Genomic DNA, 25,314 nt, shown 5'->3' with positions numbered 1-25,314 from the left:
GGTGTTGATGGGGTAGGCAAAGGGCTCAGCAGCAGCGCGCGGAATCGCTGACCGCGCACGGAGCGCCGGCGCAGCAGTGTTCGGTGAGATAGCCGAGCAGGGCGTTCATCTGGGCATAGGCGGCGCGATAGATGAGATTGCGCCCCTGCTGCTCCACCGAGACCAGGCCGGCGGTGGCCAGCTCCTTGAGATGGAAGGAGAGGTTGCTCCGTGCCACGTCCAGCTGGTCGGCCAACTGACTCGGGGTGAGGCCATCCGTCCCGGCGACCACCAGGGCGCGAAAGACGCTCAGGCGCTGGGGGTGGGCGAGGGCGGCAAGGGCCGATACGGCTTGCGTTTGGTTCATGGTTCAATAATACAAGGATCGTTGAATAATGGAATTGTAAGCGCGTCGCTGCTCCCTGGTCGAGCCCCCGCTCAGCTACGCAGCTGTCGCAATGCCTCCAGCACTTGCTGCAGGGCGCGGCTCAGGGGTTTGTCACGGCGCAGCACCAGGGCCAGGGTGCGGGTCAGCGGCGGTACCAGGGGTTGGACGCGGAGGCCGTGGCGATGGTGGTCGGTGGCCACGGCGATGCCTGGGACCAGGCTGTAGCCGAGGCCGGCGGCCACCAGTTCCTTGAGCGCCTCGATGCTGCCCAGCTCCATCACCGGGCGGCTGGCCTGGCCGGCGCGGCGGAACCAGTCATCGATCAATAAGCGGGTGCTACTGCCGGTCTCGAAGGCCAGCAGCGGCGTCTCGGCCAGGTCCGGCGGGGTGAGGGCCCGCTGTGGCAGGGGACTGGCCGGCAGCAGCAGGGCGACGAAGGCGTCGTCCAGCAGCGGTTCCACCTGCAGGTTGCGCCCGCTGGCCGGCAGGGTGACCAGGCCCAGGTCGAGGCGGTTGTCCTCCACCGCGCGCAGTACGTCCAGGGTATTGCCGGTGCTGACGCGCACATCCAGTTGCGGAAAGCGCTGGCGCAATTGGCCCAGCAGCGGCGGCAGCAGGTGGATGCAGGCGGTGGCCCCGGTGCCGATGGCTACCCGCCCGGTGATGGTCTCGCCGTGGCTGGCCAGGGCCTGCAGCGCCAGGTCCACCTCGGCCTGGATGCGCGCGGCGTGGTCGAGCAGCAGGCTGCCGGCGGCGGTGGGCTTGAGGCTGCGGCCGAGGCGCTCCAACAGCTTGAGGCCCAGGCGCCGCTCCAGTTGGCGGATCTGCAAGCTCACCGCCGGTTGGCTCAGCCCCAGGCGGTCGGCCGCGGCGGAAAAGCTGCCGGTGGCGACCACCTGAACGAAGGTCTGGAGTTGGGTGAGATTGAGGTCGGCCATGCCAAGGTTTCGCTTATACCTGGGATAACCGAGCATAGCTTTATCTTTGCCTGGCCGTCCCGGCATGATCTCGCCATCGAACCCTAGGCTGGATAGAACCCGTGAACACCACCCTGCAGTTGCGTGACGCCACCCCTGAGGACCTGCCGGCCATCCAGGCCATCTATGCCCAGCACGTGCTCTACGGCTCCGCCAGCTTCGAAGTGGAGCCGCCCGATGTGGCTGAGTTGGGGCGTCGCCTCGCCGCCGTGCGCCAGGCGGGGCTGCCGTACCGAGTAGCCGAGCTGGAGGGCGAGGTGGTGGGCTATGCCTACGCGGTGCTCTACCGACCGCGCCCGGCCTATCGCCACACGGCGGAAGATTCGGTGTACGTGCGCGACGGCCTGGGCGGACGGGGCATCGGCCAGCGCTTGCTGGCGGAGGTGATCGAAGGCTGTACCGCGGCGGGCTTCCGCCAACTGGTGGCGGTGATCGGCGACAGCGCCAACCAGGCGTCCATCGCCTTGCACCGCCGGCTGGGCTTTCGCCCGGTGGGGACCTTCGAGGCGGTGGGCTTCAAGCATGGCCGCTGGCTCGATTCGGTCCTGATGCAACGCAGCCTGGGCGAGGGTGACAGCACGCCGGGCGGCCGCTGATGACGCCGATGCCGAGCGACCGCGCCATCTGGCAGCTGGGCCTGATGCAACTGCTGGCCTGGGGCCTGGCCTTCTATCTGCCCGGCGTCTACGGACCGGCGATGGCGGCGGGGCTGGGCTGGGAGGAACGCTGGGTTTACGGCGGCTTCTCCCTGGCGATGCTGACCATGGGGTTGGTCTCGCCCTTCAGCGGTGCCTTGATCGAGCGGCTGGGCGGCTGCCGGACCCTGCAACTGGGCCTGGTGCTGGATGCCCTGGGTTGCCTGGGGCTAGCCGCCGCGCACTCAGCGCCGCTGTTCTATCTGGCCTGGGTGATCCTGGGCGTGGGCATGCGGCTGTCGCTGTACGACGCCGCCTTCGCCACCCTGGCGCGGCTGGCCGGCGACAGATCGCGAGCGGTGATGGTGCGCATCACCCTGCTCGGCGGCCTGGCCTCGGCGGTGTTCTGGCCGCTGGGCCATTGGCTGCTGGAGATGCTGGGCTGGCGCCTGGGGCTGGTGGTCTACGCCGGTATCGCCCTTGCTGGTTTGTTGCTCTTGCTGCCACTGCCCAATGTGCGTGGACGACTGCCCAGTGCCGAGCTGCCTCCCGTGGTGGCCGGCACCTCGCCACGGCTGGCGGGGGTGCTCTTCGCCACCGGCATGGCGCTGATCGGCTTTCTGTCGGCGGGATTGTCGGCCCATCTGCCGGCGCTGCTGGCTGAACGCGGCGTGCCGGTGGAGGTGGCCGCGCTCTGGGGCATCGGTCAGGTCTGTGCGCGGCTGGCGGAGCTGGCCTCCGGGCAGCGGCTGTCGGCTCGCCAGCTCAATCTGCTGCTGGGCCTGGGGCTCCCCTTGAGTTTCGGCCTGGCGCTGGCGAGCGAGGGTCATCTGCTGCTCACCGCCGGCTTCGTCTTTCTCTATGGCGCCCTCAACGGCCTGGTGGCGGTGCTGCGGGCCAGCCTGCCGCTGGAGCTGTTCGACCGGGCGCTCTATGCGCGGCTGACCGGCAAGCTGCTGGCGCCGAGCTTCCTGCTCTCGGCGGCGGCGCCCTGGTGCTATGCCCTGGCCCGGGAGCACTGGGGCGACCGCGGGCTGCTCGGGCTGTGCCTGCTAGTCAGCCTGGGGGTCACCCTGGCCGCCGTGGCCCTGCTCGGCCGGCGGCGGGCGGTGGCGATTAGCTAGCGAGACCAGTCGGCGCGTTGCGCCTCGATCAGCGACAGCGCCGCCTGCCAGGCCAGCTCGATGAGGCCCGCGGCGCCATCGGCCTGGAATTGCGCGGCGGTGTGCTGGCAGACGGCTTCGCTGGGATAGTGCAGCGGTACCCCGCCGGCCAGCGCCTGGACCTGCGCCTGGCAGGCGCGTTCCAGGAAGTAGATCTCATGGAAGGCCTCCGCCGGGGTGGCGCCGCCCACCAGCAGGCCGTGATTGCGCAGGATCATGGCCCGATGTGGCCCTAGGTCGGCGACCAGCCGGGCGCGCTCGTCCAGCGACAGGGCGATGCCCTCGTAGGTGTGATAGGCCAGGTGACCATAGAACTTGAGGGCGTGCTGGGTGAGCGGCAGCAGGCCGTCGCGCTGGGCGGCCACCGCCATGCCAGCCGCGGTGTGGGTGTGGATCACGCAGTGCAGGTCGGGGCGGGCGGCGTGGATCGCCGAGTGGATGACGAAGCCGGCGACATTGACCAACTGTTCCCCGAAGGGGCCGGGCTGCGGACGGCCGTCCAGGTCGATCAGCACCAGATCGCTGGCGGTCATGCGCTCGAAGGGCACGCCGTATCTATTGATCAGGAACAGCTCGCTCGTGGCCGGCAGGCGCAGGGTGATGTGGGTGTCGATCAGATCGGTCATGCGGTAATGGGCGAGCAGCTGGTACAGCGCGGCCAGCTCGCAGCGCGCCTGCCATTCACCGGGGCGTAGCTCGGGATGGTTCATGGGGTGACTTCCTCGGCGACAGGGGCGGTGGCGGGGGCGGTGAGCCCCATGAACTGGCGGATGCGCGGATCGCAGTGTCCCTGGCGGATGGCCTCGGGCGCGGCATCGGTGTGGATCACGCCGTTCTCCATGAAGATCACCCGATCAGCGATGGACAGGGCGAAGTCCATCTCGTGGGTGACGATCAGCAAGGTCATGCCTTCGTCGGCCAGGGTGCGGATCACCTTGAGCACCTCGCCCACCAGCTCCGGGTCCAGCGCCGAGGTGGGTTCGTCGAACAGCATGATGTCCGGCGCCATGGCCAGAGCGCGGGCGATGGCGACGCGCTGCTGCTGGCCACCGGAGAGCTGGTGCGGATACTTGTGGGCATGGGCCAGCAGGCCGACCTTGTCCAGCAATGCCAGGGCGCGCTGGCGCAGTTCGCCAGCCTGGGCCGCGCGTTGCTGACGGGGTGCCAGGGTGATGTTGCCCAGCAGGGTCAGGTGCGGAAAGAGGTTGAAGCCCTGGAATACCATGCCCAGGTGCCGCAGCCCTTCGCGTAGCCGGCGCCGCGGCGTGCGCTCGCCAGCGCGGATGAAGCCTGCGCCGAACAGCAGGATCTCGCCGTCATCCAGGCTTTCGAGGCCATTGAGGGTACGGATCAGAGAGGTCTTGCCCGAGCCCGAGGGGCCGATCAGTGCCAGCACCTCGCCACGGCCGACCTTGAGGTCGATGCCCTTGAGCACCTCCTGGGCGCCGTAGCGCTTGCGTACGCTGCGCAGCTCCAGCACCGGCGGATCGCCCGCGCGGGGAGCGGGGAAGCGCGGACCGGCATCCTTGGGCAGGTCGGCCCTCAGGGCCGCTTCGGCGGGGCCGTCGAGGGTGCCCGGGCGGCGCCGGCCGAGGTCGAGTCGCCGCTCCAGCGCCTGCAGCAGCCAGCCGAACAGGGTGACGATGAGTACGTAGTAGACGGCTACCGCGGCCAGGGTCTCCAGCACCAGGAAATTGGCGGCATAGAGTTGCTGGCCGACCTTGAGGATTTCGGTCAGGGAGATCACCGAGATCAGCGAGGTCAGCTTGACCACGGTGATGTATTCGTTGATCAGGGTGGGCAGGGCGATGCGCAGGGCCTGGGGGATGACGATCAGCCGCTGGATGCTCAGGGTGCCCAGGGCCAGGGCGCGCCCGGCTTCACGCTGCCCCTTGGCCACCGCCAGCAGGCCGCCGCGATGGATCTCGGCCATGTAGGCGGTTTCGGTGAGCACCAGCGCCAGCAGGCCGGAAATGAAGGGGTTCGACAGCAGCGGGCCACTCACGGGCAACAGCTGCGGCAGGTTGTAGACGAACACCACCAGCACCAGCAGGGGGACGCTGCGGAAGAACCAGATGTAACCGCCCAGCGGCCAGCGCAGCCAGGCCGGCCCGTGCAAACGCGCCGAGGCGACCAGGAAGCCCAGCGCCAGGCCGATCAGCCAGGCCAGGCCGCTGAGCTGGACCACGGTGACGCAGGCCTTCCAGAAAGCCGGCAGGGAAAACAGCGAGAAGAAGTAGGGCCAATCGAATTGCATGGGGATCACCAGGCGTCGCCGCCACGGCGGGGGCCGTGGCGGCGACGCTCCTCGCTCAGTTCGCCGGGGCGTCTTCCAGGTTGTACTTCTTCAACAGGGCGGCGTAGTCGCCGGAGGCCCGCACCTTGGCGAAGGCTTCCTCTAGGGCCTGCTTCAGGGCCTCGTTGTCCTTGCGCAGGTAGATGCCGAGGGTCTCCTTGTACACCAGCTCCGGCGAGGTGATGCGCACCCGACCGCGGGAGCGCTCGACGATCTGGCTGGCGGCGCCGCCGATCTCCATCTGGGCGTCGACGTTGCCGGCGAGCATGGCCTGGGTGGCTTCCGGCGCGGAGGGGAACTCGCTCACGGCGATGGCGCCCTTGCCCTGGGGCACGCAGTAGTCGGCGGAGAGCTTCTGCAGCTTGGCGACCCAGGTGGTGCCGCGCTGCAGGCCCACCTTCAGACCGCAGAGGTCTTCCGGCACCTTGGGCGCCTGGGCGCCACCCGCTTTGGTCATGATGGCCGCGCCGGTGCGCGCATAGGGGATGGCCAGCGCCTGGGCGGTGCGTTCCGGGGTGATGTACATGCCCGAGATCACCGTATCGAAGTGATTGGACTTCAGGCCCAGGATCAGCCCGGCGAACTCGGTGTTGACGAAGTCGGCCTTGAGTCCCAGTTGCTTGGCCAGGTCGGTGGCGAAGTCAGGGTCCGACCCCACCACCTTGTCGCCATCGAAGGATTCGAAGGGCGGGTAGGTGATGTCCATGCCGACCTTCAGCACGCCAGGGGTGACGGTCTTGACCTCGGCCTGGGCCGCGCAGGCCAGGCTGCCCAACAGGATGACGCTCAGGGATTTGCGCAGGATGTTCATGGGGATGCTCCGGGGGTTGTCGTTATGGTCAGGCGTGGTTTTTCAAATGGCCGAAACTGGAGGTCTTGCGGGCGTGTTCCGGCAGGGCCAGCTCGCCGGCGGCGACCTTGGCGCGCAGGTAGCGGTAGGTCTGCAACGCCTGGCTCCACATGTGCTCGCCGATGGCCAGGGCCTCGTAGCCCTCGGCGCCCGCGGCGAACTGGGGGAGCGGCGCGATGCGGGTGTGGTAGTCACAGGCGTAGAACAGCGGGAAGGAATAGCGCTCGGCCTTGACCTTGCGCACCCGGTGGGCGGTGGCGACGAAGGCGCCGGCGGTCATCACCTCCAGCATGTCGCCGATGTTCACCACCAGGGCACCGTCCAGCGGTGGGGCGTCGATCCACTGGCCGGCTTCGTTCATCACCTCCAGGCCCGGCTGGTCGGCCAGCAGGATGGTGAAGCACTCGTAGTCGGTATGGGCGCCGATGCCGGGGGCATCCTCGGCGCTGGCGTCGAAGGGGTAGTGGATCAACCGCAGCTTGGACGGTGGCCGGCTGACCAGCGGATCGAAGGTGTCTTCCGGCAGCTCCAGCGCCAGGGCGAAGCCGCGGAACAGCTGGCGGCCGAGGGCGAAGGCCGCCGCGTAGTAGGCCTGGACCCGCTCACGAAAGCCCGGCAGGGCCGGCCAGGCGTTGGGCCCCAGCAGCGGGGTGCCGGCCAGTACCAGGGGATCGTCCGCCGCCACCTCGAAGCCGACGTCGAAGGCTTCCTTGTGGTCGGGCTTGCCGGTGCCGTAGATCTCCTCGCCCTCGGGTACGAAGCCCTTGTGCGAGGCCGAGGTGCCGATGTAGTGGCCCATCTTGGTCGCCAGTGGCTGGGCGAAATAATCCCGCGCCGCCTGGCGCAGGCCCTCGATCAACGCGGGGTCCAGGCCATGGTTGCGGATGTAGAGAAAGCCCACCTCGCGGGCTGCCTGGCCCAGTTCGGCGGCGACGGCCTGGCGCGCGGCCAGGTCGGGGCTGAACAGGCCGGCGATGTCCACCACGGGGATGGTCTGGAAGGCGGCATCTTGGGCGTCGGGCATGGCGAGCTCCTTAGGCGTGGCGGAGAAAGCGCTGGAAGTGTTCGCGCTGGGTGTCGGCCATCCAGCGGTTGAGGTCCCAGAGATCGGCGATGGGCATGCCGGTAAAGGGCAGGCGGAAGGTGTAGCCATCGGGACCGAATTCGGGGGTGAGGGTGGTGACCGGATAGCCGCGCTCGCGCTGGCTCTGCCAGACCGCTTCCCAGTGACGCTGGTGGAAGGCCAGCTCGCGGGCGTATTCCGGCGCGGCGGGGTGGGGCACCTGGGGGCCCTGGTCGTAGCCGACCCGAGCCTGGATGTGATGGACGCGACTGACGAAGTCGGCAAGGTCGTCGGCGGGATCGTCCAACAGCCGCTCGCAGCCCACCACCCAGTGGCTGATGTCGGTGGTGAACAGCAACTCGGGCAGTTGCCGCGCGATCTCCAGGGTGACCCAGGGGGTAGCCAGGCAGCGCGCGCGGTGGGTCTCGAAGCTGCACAGGTGACCGCCGCGTCGGGCGATTTCCTGGGCTTGGCCGAGGAAATCCAGCTGCTGCGCGGTGGACCAGCGATCATTGCCGGCCAGCACGTTGATGAAGCGCGGTTCGAGTTCGGTGGAGGCGTCCAACTGGCGGTCCAGGTCGCGCAGGTGCTCGGCTGGGGTGAGGCCCTGGTCGGGCAGCACGGCGCCGCCGGTGAAGAGGATGGCGATATAGGCGAGGCCTTCGCCCGCGAGTAGCGTGCCCAGTTCGCGGCGTTCGGTAGCGGTTGGCGGCAGCCGTGCCTCGATGCCGGAGAAGCCGGCGCCGCGGGCTTCGCGGCAGGCGCGCTCACGCTGCTCGGCGTGGCCCCAGAGGCTGCGGAAGAGGTCGAGTTTCATGCGGGCAACGGCCTCCCAGGGATGGGTTCGGATGAGGGCAGTTGCAAGGAAAAGCGGAGGCCGCAGCTCTAGAGGCTAGGTGCCGAGAGCCATCTTGCGGCGGGCGGGACCGCCATTGAATAGGCGGCGGCAAAAACTTACTTCAGAAATTTCACAACTGAAGGCGGCGACGGGAAGGCCCTCGTCACCGCCTGGGTAGGATATGACTCAGCTCAACCGGCGGGCGAACTGACCCACCGCACCGACCACCCGTTGAGCGCCGTCCTGGATCTCGGTGATGCGGCTGCCGGCGGCATTGGCCAGTTGCAGGCCCTGTTCCGCCTGATGCTTGCTCGCCGCCATGTTGGCCACGGCGGTCTGCGCCAGCTGCTGGTTCTGCTGCACCACGCCGACGATCTCCTCGGTGGCCTTGCTGGTGCGGCCGGCCAGTTGGCGGACCTCGTCGGCCACCACGGCGAAGCCGCGGCCCTGCTCACCGGCCCGCGCCGCTTCGATGGCGGCGTTGAGCGCCAGCAGGTTGGTCTGCTCGGCGATGCCACTGATGGTCTTGACGATGGTGCTGATCACCAGCGATTGCTCGCCCAGGGCCTCGATGCCATTGGAGGCCACCTGCAGCTCTTCGGCGATCTTGCGCATCACCGCCACGGTGTCCTGGACCACCTCCGCGCCCTGGCGCGCACTCTCGTCGGTCTGCTGGGAGATGTCGAAGGCCACCTTGGCGGCCTCGGCCACGGCCTGTTCCTGCTCCACCTGCTCGGTGATGACGGTGGCGAACTTGACCACCTTGTACAGTTCGCCACGGGTATTGAGCACCGGGTTGTAGGAGGCTTCCAGCCAGACCGTACGGCCATGGCTGTCGAGGCGCTTGAAGCGGCTGGCGATGAACTCGCCCCGGTTCAGCCGCGCCCAGAAGCTCTGGTACTCGGCGGAGTGGGCTTCTTCACTGGTGCAGAACATCCGGTGGTGCTTGCCCTGGATCTGCGCCAGGGAATAGCCCATACCTTGCAGGAAGCGGTCGTTGGCGGTGAGCACCTCGCCGGCCAGGTTGAATTCGATGACCGCGGTGGATCTCAGCAGGGCGTTGATCAGGCCGGCGTGTTCGGTGGAGGTTTCCACCTGTTCGGTGCGGTCGTTGCCGTAGCAGATGGTCCTGTGGATACGCCCCTCGGCATCGCGCAGCGGTTGCCAGGTCGCATAGAGCCAGGCCTCTTCGCCGTTGGCCCGCAGCAGGCGGTACATGCCGCTGGTCTGCTGGCCCTGGCTGAGGGCGTTCTTCAGATCCCGATAGCAGGGCAGTTGTTTGACGTATTCCGGAATGAAGGCGTCCAGCGGACGACCCACCACGTTCTCGGCGCGGTAGCCCATCTCTCGGCAGAAGCGCTCGTTGACCCGCTCGATGTTGCCGCGGTCGTCCACGGTAAGACTGAGCGCCTGGCTTTCGAAGCCAGCGTGCAACTGACGTAGTTCGGCGACCTCGGCACGCAACTGGGCGAGTTCGGTCTTGAGAGAGCGATTGAACATGGCAGGACACCGAGAGGAGTGAAAGTATGACTTCCACTACTTCGACGGTACCGGGAATTTCTTAAGGGAGGCGCAGCGACTTTCGACTAAAGCCGCAGCCGTCAGGCCTGACGGCTGGCGATGAAGCGGCGGAAGACCGCCAGGGTGGCCTCGCTGACATGGTGCTCCATGCCTTCGGCATCGCGCCGCGCGGTATCGGCGTCCACGCCCAGGGTCAGCAGGAAGGTCTCCACCACGTGGTGGCGCGCGCGACTGGCTTCGGCCAGGGCTTCGCCTTCCGGGGTGAGGAAGACGCCGCGATAGGGGCGCTGCACGATCAGGCCGGCGGCAGCCAGGCGCTTGAGCATCTTGGCCACGGTCGGTTGGGCCACGCCGATGCGGGCGGCGATGTCCACCTGGCGGGCTTCACCGCCGTCCCGGATCAGATCGGAGATGAGCTCGACATAGTCTTCGATCAGCTCCTGACGATGCGCCTCGCGGACCTGTTGAAAACCTTCCATGTGAATGGATGGATCGACCAACCGATTCAGCAGTTCGTCGTCCTTAGTCATGTTGCCCACCTGAATGACCTTCTCCGCAAGAGCAGTGCGACCCGACGGGCCGTTCGGGCGCCATTTTGACCGAGTTGCGGATAAACGCCAAAGCTTCCTTTACCAGCGGTGATTATCAAGGGACGACATAGAGATTTTTTATTGCCGGATGTGTGAATTTTAGCCTAGGCTAAATTCTCCAACGCAGAGTCCGATTCCCGCGCGAGCCCGCCATGAAAGAGTCCGCCCGCTACGCCGATCCCGCCTGGCAGGAGCCTGAGGCTCCCGCCCGGCCCAGCCTGGGGCGGATGAACGCCAGCGTGCCGGTGCCCCAGGGCGGTGGTTGGTTGCGGCGGTTGCTGGCCTTCATCGGCCCGGGCTACATGGTCTCGGTGGGCTACATGGACCCGGGCAACTGGGCCACCGACCTGGCCGGTGGCTCGCAATTCGGCTACCTGCTGCTGTCGGTGATCCTGCTCTCCAACCTCATGGCCATCCTGCTGCAAGCCCTGGCCGCGCGCCTCGGCATCGCCACCGGCCTGGACCTGGCCCAGGCCTGCCGCGCACGTTATTCACGACCGGTGAGTTTCCTGCTGTGGATCGCCTGCGAAATCGCGATCATCGCCTGCGACCTGGCGGAGGTGATCGGCACCGCCATCGCCCTCAACCTGTTGTTCGGCATCCCGCTGATGTGGGGCGCCATCCTCACCGCGCTGGACGTCTTCCTCATCCTGCTGCTGATGAATCGCGGTTTCCGCTGGCTGGAAGCCTTCGTCATCGCCCTGCTGACGCTGATCTTCGTCTGCTTCGGGGTGCAGATGGCGCTGGCCCAGCCGCCCCTCGCCGCGGTGCTCGACGGCTTCCTGCCCAAGGCGGAGATCGTCACCAATCCGGCTGCGCTGTACCTGGCCATCGGCATCATCGGCGCCACGGTTATGCCCCATAACCTCTATCTGCATTCCTCCATCGTGCAGACCCGCGCCTATCCGCGCACCGAGGAAGGGCGGCGCATGGGCCTGCGCTGGGCGGTGGCCGACAGCACCCTGGCGCTGATGCTGGCGCTGTTCGTCAACGCCGCCATCCTCATCACCGCGGCGGCGGTGTTCCACAGCGCCGGGCGCACCGACGTGGCCGAGATCCAGGACGCCTACCATCTGTTGTCGCCGATGCTGGGTGTCGGCATCGCCTCGCTGCTGTTCGCCGTGGCGCTCTTGGCGTCGGGGATCAACTCCACGGTTACCGCCACCCTGGCCGGACAGATCGTCATGGAGGGCTTCCTCTCGCTGCGCATCCCTGACTGGGCGCGGCGGCTGATCACTCGCGGCATCGCCGTCATTCCGGTGGTGGTGGTGACCGGTTTCTATGGCGAAAGCGGCACGGCCAAGCTGCTGGTGCTGAGCCAGGTGGTGCTGTCCATGCAACTGCCCTTCGCGGTGATCCCGCTGGTGCGTTTCGTCTCGGATCGCCAGCTGATGGGCTCCTTCGTCATCGGCCGGATGACCGCGCTACTGGCCTGGGCGGTGGCCGGTTTGATCCTGGTGCTCAACGCCAAACTCCTGATGGATATGGTGTTCGGCAATTAGGGCGATGCTCTGGCGTGAGGGTTTGGGAACTTGTCGCAGCGAAGCGGAATCCATTCGTTACGACAATAAGAAGTCCTTTCCCCAAACCCCTCGGAGCACTCGCCATGTCTCTCGACACTCGCCACACCCCTGCCTACGCGGCCCCCACCACCGCCACCGCACCGCTGCTCAAGCGCATTTCCTGGAGCTCGGTCATCGCCGGCGTGGTCATCGCCCTGACCGTTTCGCTGCTGCTCAGCCTGCTGGGCACCGCCATCGGTTCGGCGTCCATCGACCCGCAGCAGGAAGCCAATCCGCTGGCCGGCCTGGGCAAGGGCACCGGTATCTGGGTCGGCCTCAGCGCCGCCATCTCGGTGTTCGTCGGTGCCTGGATCGCCGGCCGCCTGGCCCAGCGTGAAGGTGCGCTGCACGGCATCCTGGTCTGGGCCACGGTGACCCTGGTCAGCGTCTACCTGGTGTCCAGCGCCGTGAGCGGCGTGGTGCGCACCGGTCTCAACGTGGCAGGCAGTGGTCTGTCCATGATCGGCAGTGGTATCTCCCAGGCCGCCCCGGCCCTGACCAACCAGGTCCAGGATCAGCTGCGTCAGCAGGGCATCCAGTTCGACCTGAGCGACCTGCAGAACGAGTTGGAAACCGCGTTGCGCCAGACCGGCAAGACCGAGCTGCAGCCGGAGAACCTCAAGCAGCAGGCCCAGGGTGCCGAGCAGGATGCCAAGAACACCGCCGAGAACAGCGCCAATAACCCGCAGCAGACCGATGACCAACTGAGCGCCTTGCTGGATCGTCTCAAGCAGCGTGGCGACCAGGCCTGGAACGCCGCCGACCGCCAAGCCCTGGTGAACCTGATCAAGGCCCGTACCGGCAAGAGTGATGCCGAGGCCAACGCCATCGTCGACAAGGCCCAGCAGACCTACCAGCAGGCCTATGCCAAGTACCAGGAACTCAAGGCCCAGGCCGAGCAGAAGGCCCGTGAAGCCGCTGACGTGGCCGCGCGCAAGGTCTCCCAGGCCAGTTGGATCCTGCTGATCAGCCTGGTGATCGGTGGTGTCGTCGGTGCCATCGGCGGGGCCCTGGGTCGTCGCACCCAGCCGGCCAACAAGGTGGTTGCCGTCTAACCAGGCGTTTCAGCGCGGCTGAAAGGTCGCTGCGAGGCCCGAATCGGAAGGTTCGGGCCTCGTCGTTTTCAAGTGATGAGTTAGCCGTCAGGACGCAAGGCGCGGGCGAGCAGGCGCTGGCACAGCTGGTTATCGGGCCGCTGGGCGCGAAACAGCGTCCGATAGACCAAGGGGGCGACCAGGCCATCCATTAAGACCTCCAGGCTGGGCACCGGCTCACCGCGGGCCTGGGCGCGTTCGAGCATGAGCTGCAGGCGTTCCCGGGTCGGCTCGGTGCAGCGTACCGCACAGCCTGGGTCGGTGGCGGCCAGGGCGTCCCTGAGCATGGCTTGGCCAGGCGTGGAGGCCAGGTCGTCGACATAGTCTTCAAGCCAGCGCTCAAGATCGCCTCTCAGGCTGCCCGTGTCCTCCGGTGGCTGATCCGGGCGCAGGCACTGCAATTCGACGTCGGTCAACAGACTGGGCAGGTTGCCCCAGCGACGATAGAGGGTGGACGGGGTGACCCCGGCGCGCGCAGCGATCATGGGCACCGTCAAAGACTCCCGCGGCTGTTCCTGCAGCAGGGCCAGGACGGCCTCGTGGATGGCTTGCTGAACCCGGGCACTGCGGCCGCCGGGACGAGATTGCTTGGTGGTCATGCCGCCAGGATACCTTCGCTTTAACGCAAACGCATTGCTTTTGTCTTGGGAAGGGTTCAGTCTCTAAAGCAATTACTTAGCTTTAGGGTTCGACCATGACCTCTTCGCCTGCTTCGCGCCTAGCCCTGCTCGGAGTCGTGCTGCTGACCTTCCTGGCAGCGTCCAGCGCGCCGACACCCCTCTATGCCAGCTACCAGCAGGCTTGGGGCTTTTCCACCTTTTGGCTGACCCTGGTGTTCGCGGTCTATGCCCTGGCGCTGCTAGCTGCCTTGCTGGTGGGCGGGCGGCTCTCCGATCACCTGGGGCGCCGCCCGGTGATCCTGGGCGCTCTGGTGCTGGAGATCCTCGCCATGCTGCTGTTCCACCAGGCCGAAGGGCTGGCAGACCTGGTGCTCGCCCGCACCTTGCAGGGCCTGGCGACCGGCATCGCCACCAGCGCCCTGGGCGCGGCGCTGCTCGACGTGGACGCTGAGCGTGGTCCCTGGCTGAACAGCCTGACGCCGTTGCTGGGCATGGCGGTCGGTGCCCTGGGCTGTGGCCTGCTGGTGGAATTCGCGCCCGCGCCCTTGCAACTGGTCTATCGGCTGTTCCTGCTGCTCTTCGTGCTGCAAGGCCTGTTGCTGCTGCGCCTGCCCGATAGCCTGCCGCGCCGGCCGGGACTGCTCGCCGCCTTGCGTCCACAACTGGCGGTCCCGCCGCAGGCGCGCGCCATGCTGTGGCGGGTGCTGCCGCTGGAGCTGGCCGTCTGGGCGGTGGGCGGTTTCTATCTGTCGCTGATGCCGGGGTTGATCAAGGCGGCTACCGGCGCCACCTCGATCCTGGTCGGCGGTGGGGTGGTGGCTGGCCTGACCCTAACCGGTGCGGCCTGCCTGCATGGCCTGCGCGGCTGGTCACCGGCCCGGCTGCTGCGCCTGGGCGCGAGCACCCTGGTGGCCGGGCCGGTACTGCTCTGGTTGGCGGTAGTCAGCGGTCAGCTGGGACTCTTCGCCCTGGGCACCCTGGTGACCGGCGTCGGCTTCGGCAGTGGCTTTCTCGGCGCCACCCGCAGCCTGCTGCCGCTGGCGGAGCCAGCCCAGCGCGCCGGCCTGCTGGCGGCCTTCTACGTCCTCAGCTACCTCGCCTTCTGCCTGCCGGCCCTGGCGGTCAGCACCCTGGTGCCGCGGCTGGGGTTGGCGGGCGCCGCCGAGCTGTACCTGGCCGGGGTGATCCTGCTGGCGGTGCTGGGGGTGCGTAATAGCCTGCCGCGTCCCTGCGTACAGCCGGGTTAGAGCAGGATATCGGCTGGACCGAAAATGGCTCGCTCGACCGAGGCCCCGGTGGCGCGCTCTTCATTGGAAAAGCCGTCGTAAGCGCTCAACGAGCCGAAGTCGATACCGGTCAGTTGCTCGATATGCAGCACGCTGCACTGGTAGGTGCGCAGTCGGCCGAAGGCGATGGACAGCGCGTCCAACTCGCGGCGTTGGTCGATCAGGTAGGCGCTGGCGGAGGGCTTGCCGTCGTCGCCGAGAAAGGCCACCACCTTCCAGAAGGCTTCAGGAATCCGGGCGTCGCGATAGGCGCGATCGTCGGCGCGCAGCACCGGGCCGCTGAAGACGCTGACTCGCGCCTGCCAGCGCTGGGTGTTGTCAAGGATATAGTCCTCCAGCTCCAGCCAGGTCTTCTGATTGAAGGCCGCCATCTGCGGTGCGCAGTTGGTGAAATGGAAGGTGTCTTTATTGGCCTGGTTGGCCTCGGGTCCCCAATTGGGGTCCTGGCGACGCACCAAGTGACCACGGTCGAGCAGATTGTCGGCATAGAGTGACTCGCCGAGCTGGGCCTCCAGCGGTACCCGGCCATCGTAGGCCCAGGCGTCGCGGCTGCGTGGCACCTCCACCGCCTGGCCACCGTCGATGTTGACGCCCACCCACAGCGCTATCCGCCGGCTACGCGACAGGGTCACGGAGAAATGGGTGTAGTCCAGGCGGTCGCCGCTGGCAGGAATGGGCAGGACGTCGCTGGCCAAGGCCGCGCTCGGCTGCGGCCAGGGCACTGGGAAGTCGCCAAGGAAGTCGGCGGCATAGCCCTGCCGATCCGCCAAGTCGGCGGCGGGGGTGATTCGTGGACCGCCGCGCAGCCCGCTGGCCGCGTCGGGCAGGAGCGGGCGCAGATCGGCGAGGCGAGGGCGGTAGGCGAGATCTATGGTGGTCATGGCGGGCCTCGGGATAATAGGTAGAGGCTAGCGCAGCAGATCGGTATTACCAGGGCGTGACAGGCCGGGCTGCCGCGGCAAAGGGTGAACTCAGTCGTCCTACGACGGTCTCCAACCCGTTATCCACCCGCTATCGAGACGCCCATGAATCGCCTGTCACTGTCTTCACTCCGTCCTCTTCGCCACCGGGCCTGGCTGCTGGGCGTACCCGGTCTGCTGCTCACCGGCGCGGCCCTGGCCAGCCAGCAGTCCGACGCCAAGGGCTTTGTCGAGGACGGCGACCTGACCCTGCTGCTGCGCAACTACTATTACCTGCGCCAGAACGAAGGCGATGGCCACGGCGCCGAGCCGCGCAACAGCCGCGATCCGCGCAGCTGGACCCAGGCCTTCCTGCTCAACTACACCTCGGGCTTCACCCAGGGCACCGTGGGCGTCGGCGTGGATGCCTTCGGCTATCTGGGACTCAAGCTGGACGGGGGTGATGGCCATGCCAATACCCCGAACATGCCGGTGGACGGCGACGGCAGCCAGCGTGACGAATTCAGCCGGGGCGGGGCGGCGGTCAAGCTACGCGTCTCCAACACCGTGCTCAAGTACGGCGACCAGCAGCCCACGGCGCCGGTACTGGCGGCGGGTGGCAACTGGCTGTTCCCCCAGACCGCCCGCGGCTGGAGCCTGGTGAGCCAGGAGGTCGATCACCTGATGCTCGAAGGTGGCCACTTCACCTCGGCCACCGCGCCGCGCACCACCAGCTCGGACGGCGGTATCTACGCGGGCTACGCCGGGGTCGAGGCCTCCTCCGCCAGCTACGCCGGAGGCGTCTACAAGTTCAGCGATCACCTCAGTGCCTCGCTCTACACCGGGCACTTCGAAGACGTCTGGGACCAGTACTATGGCAACCTGAACTACGTGGTGCCCCTGGCCGCCGAGCAGAGCCTGACCTTCGACGCCAACCTCTATCGCACCCTGGACGCCGGCAGCGCCAAGGCCGGCAGCATCGACAACACCGCCTGGTCGCTGGCCGCCGCCTTCCAGACCGGCGCCCATACCTTCACCCTGATCCACCAGCGCATCCATGGCGACGAACCCTTCGACTACGCGGTCTTCGGCGCACCGGTGCCGGGGTCCTTCGGCGATTCCATCCTGCTCGGCAACTCCATGCAGTTCTCCGACTTCAACGGCCCGGGCGAACGCAGCTGGCAGGCGCGCTACGACCTCGATATGGAAAGCTACGGCGTGCCGGGCCTGAGTCTGATGGTGCGGCATACCCGCGGCAGCGGCATCGACGGTACCCAGGTAGCCGCCGATTCGGCCTACGCCGGTCTCTATGGCGATGGCGAGAAGGAGCACGAGACCGATCTGGAGGCCAAGTACGTCCTCCAGGACGGCCCGGCCAAGGATTTGAGCTTCCGCCTGCGCCAGGCCTGGCACTCCGGCAGCCAGAGCACCGGCGGCACCGTGGCCGAGACCCGGCTGATCACCGAGTATCCGTTGAACATTCTTTGACGGCTTCGCGTCGGTTGGGCTGGGTGCAGCGAAGCCCATTGGTCCGTTGGCCATCGGCCTGTCCGGGGATACCCTCACCCCAGCCCTCTCCCAGGGGGAGAGGGGGTGGTTCGGTGTGATCAGGCGCTTGGTGGGTTGGCGCTGAATGCAGCGAAGCCCAACGGTCCGTTGGCCATCGGCCTGTCCGGGGATACCCTCACCCCAGCCCTCTCCCAAGGGGAGAGGGGGTAGTTCGGTATGATCAGGCGCCTGGTAGGTTGGCGCTGAACGCAGCGAAGCCCAACGGTCCGTTGGCCATCGGCATGTCCGGAGATACCCTCACCCCAGCCCTCTCCCAAGGGGAGAGGGAGTAGCCCCGCAGGATGGCTAACGGCGCTTTATCCACGTCTAGGTGCAGTTGATCAGTGGAAAACGCGGCGCGGTTTTCCACGCGACGGAGGCCTTGGCAGCGCGATACCAGGGGACGAGCCACCACCCGCGCCGGACCCAATCGCCCCCTCTCCCTCGGGGAGAGGGCCGGGGTGAGGGTTGCCCCACACCCGAACATCCGACTCGCTGCGCTCAACCTGGGTATCACAGCCTAGGTTGCCGCTGAGCGCGGCGAAGCCAAATAGCCCTTACCTCAGGCTTTCGCCCGCGATTCTTCCAGCAGCCGCTCGATCTCCCCATGCAGCCGCTCGGTGGCACCGGCCCGATCGATCCACCACTCGGTCGACCAGACGCGCAGCAGCGTCCAGCCGAGGCCCTGGAGGATGGCGCTGCGGGTCTTGTCGCGGTCGCGGGCGGTGGCGGCGCTGTGGTAGGTGGCGCCGTCGCATTCGATGCCGACCAGGTAGTCGCCCGGCCGGTCGGGGTGGACGATGCCCAAGTCGATGCGGAAACGCGAGACGCCGATCTGTGGCACCACCTGCCAGCCCTTGGCCTGCAGCGCCTGGGCTACGGCTTCCTCGAAGGGCGAATCGTGGCCGCCCAGGGAGCCCTTGACCGCGGCGGCCAGGGCCTGGGGCCCGCGCTGGGCGAATTCGAGGAACAGCTTGAGATCCCGTACCGCCCGGGCATTGGTGCGGTTGAGGTCGATCAGTCCTGGATCGAAGGAGGAGAACACCAGCATCTCCCGCCGCGCCCGGGTCACGGCGACGTTGAGCCGGCGCCAGCCGCCGTCCTTGTTCAGCGGACCGAAATTCATCGACATGCTGTTGGCGCCCGGCTCGGTGGGGCCGAAGCCGATGCCGAGCATGATCAGGTCGCGCTCGTCACCCTGCACCGTTTCCAGGTTCTTCACCACCACCGGCTCGGCCAGGTCTTCGGCGAAGTGCGCCTCGATCTCCGGGTGCTGCTGGCGCGCCCGGTCGAGCAGGTCGGTGACCAGCCGCTGCTGTTCGCTGTTGAGGGTGATGATGCCCAGGCTGAGCCCGGCGAAGGCCGGATCGAGCAGGCGTTTGACCGCCTCGGCGACCATGGCCTGGGCTTCCAGGGCGTTGTGGCGGCCCTTGCCCTTGGCATAGACGCCGTCCACCCGCCGCCACTCCACCGCGCTCGGACGGATCTCCGGGGCGGGGAAGGTGATCAGCTTGCCGTCGTAGTAATGGTGGTTGGAGAAGGCGATCAGGCTCTCGTGGCGACTGCGGTAGTGCCAGTTGAGGCTATGGCTGTAGGTGCCGGCGCCCAGGCATTCGTCGAGGATGCTTTCCAGGTCCTCGGCGGTGTCGTCCTCGCCGGCGGCGCGGTCGAAGAAGCGCGTCGGCGGCATCTGCCGGGGGTCGCCGGCGATCACTACCTGCACGCCGCGGGCGATGGCACCCACCGCGTCCCAGGGCGCGATCTGCGAGGCTTCGTCGAAGATCACCAGGTCGAACAGACCGCCGTCCGGCGGCAGGTACTGGGCGATGGACAGCGGACTCATCAGCATGCAGGGCGCCAGTCGGGCCAGGGCGTCCCCCATCTCCAGCGCCAGTTGGCGCAACGGCTTGTGCCGGCGCTGCTTCTGCAATTCGTGCTTGAGCACGGCGAAGCCGCCACCCTGGCGCGCGGCGTCGTTCTTCGGCGGCAACTCGCCGCAGAGGCGGGCGCGGATATGGCGCACGGCGAGTTGCTGCAGGCGGTCGTCGAGCCGGCGATAGGCCTGGATGTCGCTCTCGTGCTCGGCGGGGACGAAGTCGCGCAGCAAGGGCTCGGCGTCCAGGGCGGTGGCGGCGAACCAGCGCGCATAGGCGGTTTCGAAGACGGCCGCGAGATCCTCGGCGGAGCCGAGCGTGACCCGGGCGAGCAGCGGTGCCAGGCCCAGGGTCTGCGCCTCTTCGCGGACGCGCTGCCAGTCGCACCAAGCCTTGAGCTTGCCGGGCTGGCGCAAGAGGGCCGCAGCGGTGCGGACCAGGTCGGCAGCTGGGGTGTCCTCCGCCAATCCCGCCTGCTCGGCGAAGGCCTGGCGCGCCGACTCTGCCGCCGCGAGGGCCTGGGCGAAGGCACGGCTGGCCGGGGCCAGGGTGGTGTCTTCCGGCTGGTCCTCGGGATGCTGCAAGCGACGCGCCGCGGCCTGGCGCAGGGCCAGCAACTGCTCAGGGGTGTCCGCCAAGGTCGGCAGGGCCGCGTTGAGTTTTTCCGCCAGGGCACGGCGGGCGAGCAGGGCGTCGAGATCGCTGGCCACGCCCTGCCAGCCGGCGATGTCGGAGAGCGTCGGCGCCAGGTCGTCCAACTCGGTGACCAGGCTGCGCTGGCGGCGCAGCCGCGGCAGGTCGGCGGCCGCGTCGGGCTGGCCCTGGGTTTCGCCCTGGCGGGCGAGGTCCTGGGTGACCTGACGCTGGGCGCGGGTGGCGAAGATCCAGAAGCGCTGACCGGCGGCGTCCCAGGCGCCTTCCAGCTGGGTGAGGGCGATGCGGCGACAGGCTTCGGCGGCATAGGGTACCGACAGCTCGCGCTCCAGTGCCTGGTAGTCCCGCAGCAGCTCCAGGGCGCGGCCGAATTGGCGCTGGCGTTCTCCGGCACCGGGGCCGAAGGCGAAGCCCAGGTCCTGGCCAGCGGCGCTCTGCAGCAACTCGGCGAAGTCCAGTAGCCGCTTGGGCGCTACCTGCTCGGCCAGCGGCAGGCCGAGGACGTCGCGCAGTCGCTGTCGCGCTTGCTGAAGTGCCTGCTGGGTGTCGCGCAGCCGTTCGGCGGCGCTGACCAGGGCGTCCTGCCAGGCGTTGGACCAGGGATGGGCCGGCAGGAGGGCGAAATCCGCCGCCAGGCTGCGGCCGGTCTCGGCATGCAGCGCCAGGCGGCGCACGGCAGTGCGCAGCTCGGCCAGGGCCTCGGCATCGTGGGCGTCGGCGGTGGCCCAGGCCAGGCGCGGGGTGTCGGGGGCGGCGTCGCGCAGCACACGGCCGATGCTCTGTTGCAGGGTCAGGCCATTGGGCCAGCGACGGTGCAGGCGCTCGACCACGGCATTGAGGCGATCACGCAGGCGCTCCACCTCGGCGGCCTCGGCCAGCCATTCCTCTTCGTCGAGACCGTCGCGGGTGTCCCAGGCGCGCTCCAGCTGCTTGAGCACCTCGGCCTTGGAGGCCTTGCTCGAATGCAGTTCCAGGCAGAATTCGCCCAGGCCCTGGGCCTCCAGGCGGCGATAGACCACGTCCAGGGCCGCGCGCTTCTCGGCGACGAACAGGACCCGCCGACCGAGCGCCAGGTTGTGGGCAATCATGTTGGCGATGGTCTGGGACTTGCCGGTGCCGGGCGGGCCGTCGAGCACGAAGTCCTGGCCACCGGCCGAGGCCAGCACCGCCGCCAACTGCGAGGAATCCGCCGGCAACGGGGTGAAGAGTTCCGCCGGGGTGACCTGGCGATCCAGCTCGCGCTCGCGGGGAAAGCTGCCACCGCTGAGATAGGCGCCGGATTCCGTCGTACGCTCCAGCAGGTGGCGCACCAACGGGCTTTCCAGCAGTTGGTCGCTGCGCTCGGTGAGGTCCTTCCACATCAGGTACTTAGCGAAGGAGAACTGGCCGAGCAGCAGTTCGCTGCTGACCTCGAAGCCGGGCAGGTCGCGCACCGCCCGCCGGACCTTCGTCCAGATACCGTCTACGTCGATACCGTTGCCATCGCCGGGCAGCGGGCCGTCGAGGCCGGGGATGTCCAGGTCGAAGTCGTGGCGCAGGAGTTCCAACAGGGTCAGGTTGAAGCGCGGCTCGTCCTCGAACAGGTGCAGGGTGATGCCGCTGGCGGCGCTCTGGCGTTCCAGGCGCACCGGCAGCAGGATCAGTGGGGCGCGATAGTACTTGGGATCGTCGGCGGCCTTTTTCCAGCGCAGGAAGCCCAGTGCCAGGTAGAGGGTGTTGGCGCCGCCCTCGTCGAGATCGCTGCGGGCGCGGCGATAGAGTTCCACCAGCGCTGCATCCAGCTTGGTCGCCTCCAGCGGGGCGACCACCTCGCCACGGCCCAGGGCGCCGCGGGCGTATTCGTCTTGCAAATTCTCGTGTTCGCGGGCTTCGTGCAGCACGGCGTCGCGCCCGCTCACCGCCAGGTCCGGCAGCGGCACCAGGCGCAAGGCCCGGCCCTCGGCCAGGCGATCTTCCAGCGCCGCCGGCTCGGGGCAGAGCAGGGGCACGCTGCGGGCGTTGTCCGGCACATGCAGCAGGCGATTGCGGGTGGTGAGATCGAGCAGCTTGCGCTGCCACAGCGCCAGGCGACCGACCGGAGTGGTCGGCGGCGCCTCGACATCCACGTCGAAGGCCGGCAGCGGCGGGGCCTCTTCCAGGGCTTCGCCCGGCAGCAGCAGGCCGTCCGCCGTGGCCGCGAGTTGGCCGGGCACCGCCAGCGGGCGGATGCGTTGCAGACGGGCGCGACGGATATCCAGGGCCAGCACGAAGGACTCGTCGTCCAGCTGCCGCTCGGCCAGTTGCACCGCCTGGCTAAAGGACGGCGGCGGCGCGGCGGTGGCCTGGGTGGTCTCGAACACCAGCAGGTCCTTGAGCGCCACCCGCTTGCGCACCGGCTCGGCCTCGTCGGTGAGCAACTGGGCGAATTCCTGGGGCTGCAGCCAGACCCCGGCGAAGGCATGGCCGCGGGTGATGACCAGCAGCGGATTGAGCCCGGCCTGTTCCAGCGCCGCGCAGGCGAGCAGGGCGAGATCCAGGCAGGTGGCCAGGCCGCCGTCGAGGATGCTACCCGGTGTGCGGATCTTCTGGCCCTGGCGCTCGAAGCTGGCCGGCGGCACCGCATAGGTCAGCTGCAGACCGCACAGCGCCGACCAGAGCGCCGAACTCAGCTCCCAGACGCGACGCCGCGAACCGCCTTCATAGCCATCCAGCGCCGTGGACTTGCCGGCGCGCCGCAAGACCTCGGCGGCCGCGCCCAGCAGGCGATCTACCGCCGGGTCGTTGGGCATGACGAAGGCCGCGGCCAGCTCGGGCATGCTGTCCACGCCGCCCCATTGGTTGCGCGCCAGCAGCTCGACCGGATAGCGCCGCGTCTGCAGGACCTCTTCGCCCTGGCGCACCGTGAAGGTCAGCTGGGCGACCAGGCTTTCCTGCAGACTGCCGAGCAGAGCGGCGTCGAATTCGAGGTCGCGATCATCGAGATGGAGGGTGCCCTGGGGATCCAGGCGCTCCAGGTGCCAGGTACGCGGCACCACGAAGGCTGGCTCGGCGGTCACCGTCAGGCTGAGGTCGACCAGGGGGGCCTGGCCGCTGTGGGTGAGGCGCAATTCGCGCAGCACGGGCACCGCGTTCTGGTGCGCCGCAAAACCGATCTTGCCGGCCAGCACCAGTTCGACATCCACGCTCATCGCCTACCACCCTTGCTTATTGCCTAAGGTAGATGAATGTACAGTAGTAGGCGGGTCGATGCAGCCCATAGCCGGCCTGGGCAAGCGGAAAAAGTCCTTTGGTGACGGGCGGTTGCGTGGTTTGAGGGCTAGGTCGCGCTTCAGGCCGCCGCGGTGGGGAAGACCAGGCTGAAATGAATGCCCCGCGCGTCCTGGTCGACCTCGGCGCGCCCACCGTGCAGGCCCATGATGGCGGCGACGATGGCCAGGCCCAGGCCGTTGGAATCATGGGGCTGATGACGCGAGGGGTCGGCACGATAGAAGCGGTCGAACAGCCGTTGCAGGTGCTCCGGTGCCAAGGTGGGACCGGCATTGCTGACGCAGATGCGGCCACCGTCCGCCTGCAGGCGGATCTCGCCATCCGGCTCGGCATAGCGGATGGCATTGGCCACCAGGTTGCTCAAGGCGCGGCGCAAGAGCAGCGGATCGGCGACCACCTGACCGCCACCGGCCACCACCAGGCGCAGGCCGCGCTCGTCGGCCGGGCCTTCGAAATAGTCGGCGATACGTGCCAGCTCTTCGTCCAGCTTCAGCGGCTGCGGCGTCAGCACCGCCTGGGCGTCGTCGGCGCGAGCGAGGAAGAGGATGCTCTCCACCAGCCGCGAGATGCGCTCCAGCTCTTCCAGGTTGGACGCCAGCAGCGCCTGGTAGTCCTCGGTGCTGCGCTCCTGGCGCAGGGCGACCTCGGTGTGGCCCATGAGGGCGTTGATCGGGGTGCGGATCTCGTGGGCGAGGTCGGCGGAAAATTGCACCAGTCGGCCATAGCCGTCGGCCAGTCGCGCCAGCATGGCGTTGTAGTTTTCCACCAGCGGCTGCAGCTCGCGCGGGGCATCGGCTAGCTCCAAGGGCGCGGCCAGGCGGGTCGGGGTGATGCCGCCGGCATGGCGAGCGATGCGTCGCAGCGGTGCCAGGCCGCGTCGCAGCAGCAGATAGCCGAGGCCGGCGGTACACAGGAAGGCCAGGGTCACTGCGCCGATCAGGCCAAGGCGGAAATCGGCCAGGGTGGTGTCTTCGTTGCGCAGCACATGGGCGGCGGTCAGTTCCACCGGCCCTTCGGCGGTGTTCACCGCGACCCGGGCGGCGCGCCAGCGGGTGCCGTCGGCCAGTTGGCCTTCGCGCAGATCGGCGCGGGTCGGCCGCCGCGTCTGGGGAATGACGGGGAGGTCGGGAAGGGCGATCTGCAGAGGATTGGAGGCGATCACCGGCTTGGCGCCTGGCGCGCCGATGAGAAAGACGTCCTGCTCGTTGCCCAGCATGTTGGCGAACAGCTGGGGGCTGTGGCCGAGGGTCTCCAGCGACAGGTCGGTACTGAGCAGGCTGCGAAAATGCGCCAGGCGGCCGAGCAGGGCGTAGTCGGCGCGCTCCAGCACGGTACGTTCCAGGCTGTGGTAAAGAAAGGCGCCCGCACCGCCCACGGCCAGCAGGGCCACCAGGGCGAAACCCAGGGTGGCGCGCAGGATCAGCGAGGGTGAGCGCGCGCTCAAGGCCGTACCTCGCAGACATAGCCGATGCCGCGCACGGTATGGATCAGCTTGACCGGGTAGGGGTTGTCGACCTTGGCCCGCAGCCGCTTGATGGCCACGTCCACCACGTTGGTGTCGCTGTCGAAATTCATGTCCCAGACCTCGGCGGCGATCAGGGTGCGCGACAGCACCTCGCCTTCGCGGCGCAGCAGCAGGTGCAGCAGGGCGAATTCCTTGTTGGTCAGCACGATGAGGTCGTCGCCGCGGGTCACCCGCCGGCGCAGGAGGTCAAGTTGCAGGTCGGCCAGGTGGAAGTGCTCGGGCTCGCGCACCACGCCACGGCGCAGCAGGGTGCGGATGCGCAGCAGCAGCTCGACGAAGGAGAAGGGCTTGACCAGGTAGTCGTCGGCGCCCAGTTCCAGGCCGCGGATGCGATCCTGTAGGCCGTCGCGGGCGGTGAGAAAGAGCACCGGCACGTCGAGCTTCTTGCGCAGCACTTCCATGATCTGCCAGCCGTCGATGCCGGGCAGCATGACGTCGAGGATGACCAGGTCGTAACGGCCGTCCAGGGCCAGGTGCAGGCCATCGGCGCCGTGCTGGGTCCAGTCGACCGCATAGCCGGATTCGCCGAGGCCCTTCTTCAGGTACTCGCCGGTCTTCTGGTCGTCTTCGATGAGGAGGATGTGCATGGCGTAATGGTAGGGCCTCCGGTCGCTTGGCTGGGTGACATTTTTGTCATTCACCGGTCATCTTGCTGACCCCCCACGCGTCGCACTGTGGCGGGGCGATTCCCTATCCCAGGAGGCTT

The 25,314-nt window shown here is 68.0% G+C and carries 20 protein-coding genes; 6 read left to right on the top strand and 14 right to left on the bottom strand.

Features of this window, described 5'->3' with window-relative positions:
- Window positions 1–25: 25 nt before the first annotated feature.
- On the bottom strand, window positions 26–346 hold the full coding sequence (locus QZ471_RS06230; protein ID WP_295461852.1) for a metalloregulator ArsR/SmtB family transcription factor: 321 nt from the start codon (window positions 344–346) through the stop codon (window positions 26–28).
- A gap of 71 nt (window positions 347–417) precedes the next feature.
- Window positions 418–1,341: a LysR family transcriptional regulator gene (locus QZ471_RS06225; RefSeq protein ID WP_295461850.1), complete on the bottom strand. Its 924-nt coding sequence runs from the start codon at window positions 1,339–1,341 to the stop codon at window positions 418–420.
- Between the two features lie 65 nt (window positions 1,342–1,406).
- Between QZ471_RS06225 and QZ471_RS06220 the strand changes: the two genes are divergently transcribed.
- On the top strand, window positions 1,407–1,940 hold the full coding sequence (locus QZ471_RS06220) for a GNAT family N-acetyltransferase (protein ID WP_295461848.1): 534 nt from the start codon (window positions 1,407–1,409) through the stop codon (window positions 1,938–1,940).
- Window positions 1,940–3,103: an MFS transporter gene (locus QZ471_RS06215; protein WP_295461846.1), complete on the top strand. Its 1,164-nt coding sequence runs from the start codon at window positions 1,940–1,942 to the stop codon at window positions 3,101–3,103. The genes QZ471_RS06220 and QZ471_RS06215 overlap by 1 nt, the downstream gene beginning before the upstream one ends.
- On the opposite strand, the gene QZ471_RS06210 is transcribed toward QZ471_RS06215, so the two are convergent.
- The 7 genes from QZ471_RS06210 to mntR all read right to left on the bottom strand — a co-directional run bounded on the left by QZ471_RS06210 (window position 3,100) and on the right by mntR (window position 10,240).
- Entirely contained in the window at window positions 3,100–3,852 is a 753-nt protein-coding gene (locus QZ471_RS06210) for a class II aldolase/adducin family protein (RefSeq protein WP_295461844.1), read from the bottom strand. The genes QZ471_RS06215 and QZ471_RS06210 overlap by 4 nt on opposite strands.
- A complete protein-coding gene (locus tag QZ471_RS06205; RefSeq protein WP_295461842.1) occupies window positions 3,849–5,399 on the bottom strand; it encodes an amino acid ABC transporter permease/ATP-binding protein in 1,551 nt (516 codons plus the stop codon). Before QZ471_RS06205 ends, QZ471_RS06210 begins: the two co-directional genes overlap by 4 nt.
- A 55-nt stretch (window positions 5,400–5,454) precedes the next feature.
- Complete coding sequence (locus QZ471_RS06200; protein WP_295461840.1) at window positions 5,455–6,249, bottom strand: ABC transporter substrate-binding protein; 795 nt, start codon at window positions 6,247–6,249, stop codon at window positions 5,455–5,457.
- Window positions 6,250–6,277: 28 nt separating this feature from the next.
- Entirely contained in the window at window positions 6,278–7,312 is a 1,035-nt protein-coding gene (locus QZ471_RS06195) for a 2-oxoglutarate and iron-dependent oxygenase domain-containing protein (RefSeq protein ID WP_295461838.1), read from the bottom strand.
- A gap of 10 nt (window positions 7,313–7,322) precedes the next feature.
- Complete coding sequence (locus QZ471_RS06190; RefSeq protein ID WP_295461836.1) at window positions 7,323–8,168, bottom strand: TIM barrel protein; 846 nt, start codon at window positions 8,166–8,168, stop codon at window positions 7,323–7,325.
- A gap of 207 nt (window positions 8,169–8,375) precedes the next feature.
- Window positions 8,376–9,689 carry a PAS domain-containing methyl-accepting chemotaxis protein gene (locus tag QZ471_RS06185; protein ID WP_295461834.1) on the bottom strand — a complete coding sequence of 438 codons (1,314 nt, stop codon included), beginning with the start codon at window positions 9,687–9,689 and terminating at the stop codon, window positions 8,376–8,378.
- Window positions 9,690–9,790: 101 nt separating this feature from the next.
- Entirely contained in the window at window positions 9,791–10,240 is a 450-nt protein-coding gene (gene mntR / locus QZ471_RS06180; RefSeq protein ID WP_017640022.1) for a manganese-binding transcriptional regulator MntR, read from the bottom strand.
- A gap of 212 nt (window positions 10,241–10,452) precedes the next feature.
- On the opposite strand from mntR, the gene QZ471_RS06175 reads away from it, so the two are divergent.
- Window positions 10,453–11,802, top strand: a complete 1,350-nt coding sequence (locus tag QZ471_RS06175) for an Nramp family divalent metal transporter (protein WP_295461830.1) — start codon at window positions 10,453–10,455, stop codon at window positions 11,800–11,802.
- A gap of 104 nt (window positions 11,803–11,906) precedes the next feature.
- Window positions 11,907–12,917 carry a hypothetical protein gene (locus QZ471_RS06170; protein WP_295461828.1) on the top strand — a complete coding sequence of 337 codons (1,011 nt, stop codon included), beginning with the start codon at window positions 11,907–11,909 and terminating at the stop codon, window positions 12,915–12,917.
- Window positions 12,918–12,997: 80 nt separating this feature from the next.
- On the opposite strand, the gene QZ471_RS06165 is transcribed toward QZ471_RS06170, so the two are convergent.
- Entirely contained in the window at window positions 12,998–13,555 is a 558-nt protein-coding gene (locus tag QZ471_RS06165) for a TetR/AcrR family transcriptional regulator (protein WP_295461826.1), read from the bottom strand.
- A gap of 95 nt (window positions 13,556–13,650) precedes the next feature.
- Between QZ471_RS06165 and QZ471_RS06160 the strand changes: the two genes are divergently transcribed.
- Window positions 13,651–14,823 carry an MFS transporter gene (locus QZ471_RS06160; protein WP_295461824.1) on the top strand — a complete coding sequence of 391 codons (1,173 nt, stop codon included), beginning with the start codon at window positions 13,651–13,653 and terminating at the stop codon, window positions 14,821–14,823.
- Here the strand turns inward: QZ471_RS06160 and QZ471_RS06155 are convergent.
- Window positions 14,820–15,743 carry a DNA/RNA non-specific endonuclease gene (locus QZ471_RS06155; protein WP_295461822.1) on the bottom strand — a complete coding sequence of 308 codons (924 nt, stop codon included), beginning with the start codon at window positions 15,741–15,743 and terminating at the stop codon, window positions 14,820–14,822. The genes QZ471_RS06160 and QZ471_RS06155 overlap by 4 nt on opposite strands.
- 144 nt (window positions 15,744–15,887) lie before the next feature.
- Here QZ471_RS06155 and QZ471_RS06150 point away from each other — a divergent pair, with 144 nt between their 5' ends.
- Entirely contained in the window at window positions 15,888–17,249 is a 1,362-nt protein-coding gene (locus QZ471_RS06150; protein ID WP_295461820.1) for an OprD family porin, read from the top strand.
- Between the two features lie 622 nt (window positions 17,250–17,871).
- Here the strand turns inward: QZ471_RS06150 and QZ471_RS06145 are convergent.
- The 3 genes from QZ471_RS06145 to QZ471_RS06135 form a co-directional block, all read right to left on the bottom strand.
- A complete protein-coding gene (locus QZ471_RS06145) occupies window positions 17,872–23,004 on the bottom strand; it encodes a DUF4011 domain-containing protein (RefSeq protein WP_295461819.1) in 5,133 nt (1,710 codons plus the stop codon).
- Between the two features lie 140 nt (window positions 23,005–23,144).
- On the bottom strand, window positions 23,145–24,527 hold the full coding sequence (locus QZ471_RS06140) for a heavy metal sensor histidine kinase (RefSeq protein ID WP_295461817.1): 1,383 nt from the start codon (window positions 24,525–24,527) through the stop codon (window positions 23,145–23,147).
- The gene (locus tag QZ471_RS06135) at window positions 24,524–25,195 is read right to left on the bottom strand and encodes a heavy metal response regulator transcription factor (protein WP_093254533.1); all 672 of its coding nucleotides are present in this window, start codon (window positions 25,193–25,195) and stop codon (window positions 24,524–24,526) included. The genes QZ471_RS06140 and QZ471_RS06135 overlap by 4 nt, the downstream gene beginning before the upstream one ends.
- Between the last annotated feature and the right edge of the window lie 119 nt (window positions 25,196–25,314).

Origin of the sequence: uncultured Pseudomonas sp. (assembly GCF_913774235.1) — a bacterium.
In the GTDB taxonomy this organism is placed as follows: domain Bacteria; phylum Pseudomonadota; class Gammaproteobacteria; order Pseudomonadales; family Pseudomonadaceae; genus Chryseomonas.
This window is presented reverse-complemented; position numbering and strand designations above follow the sequence as displayed.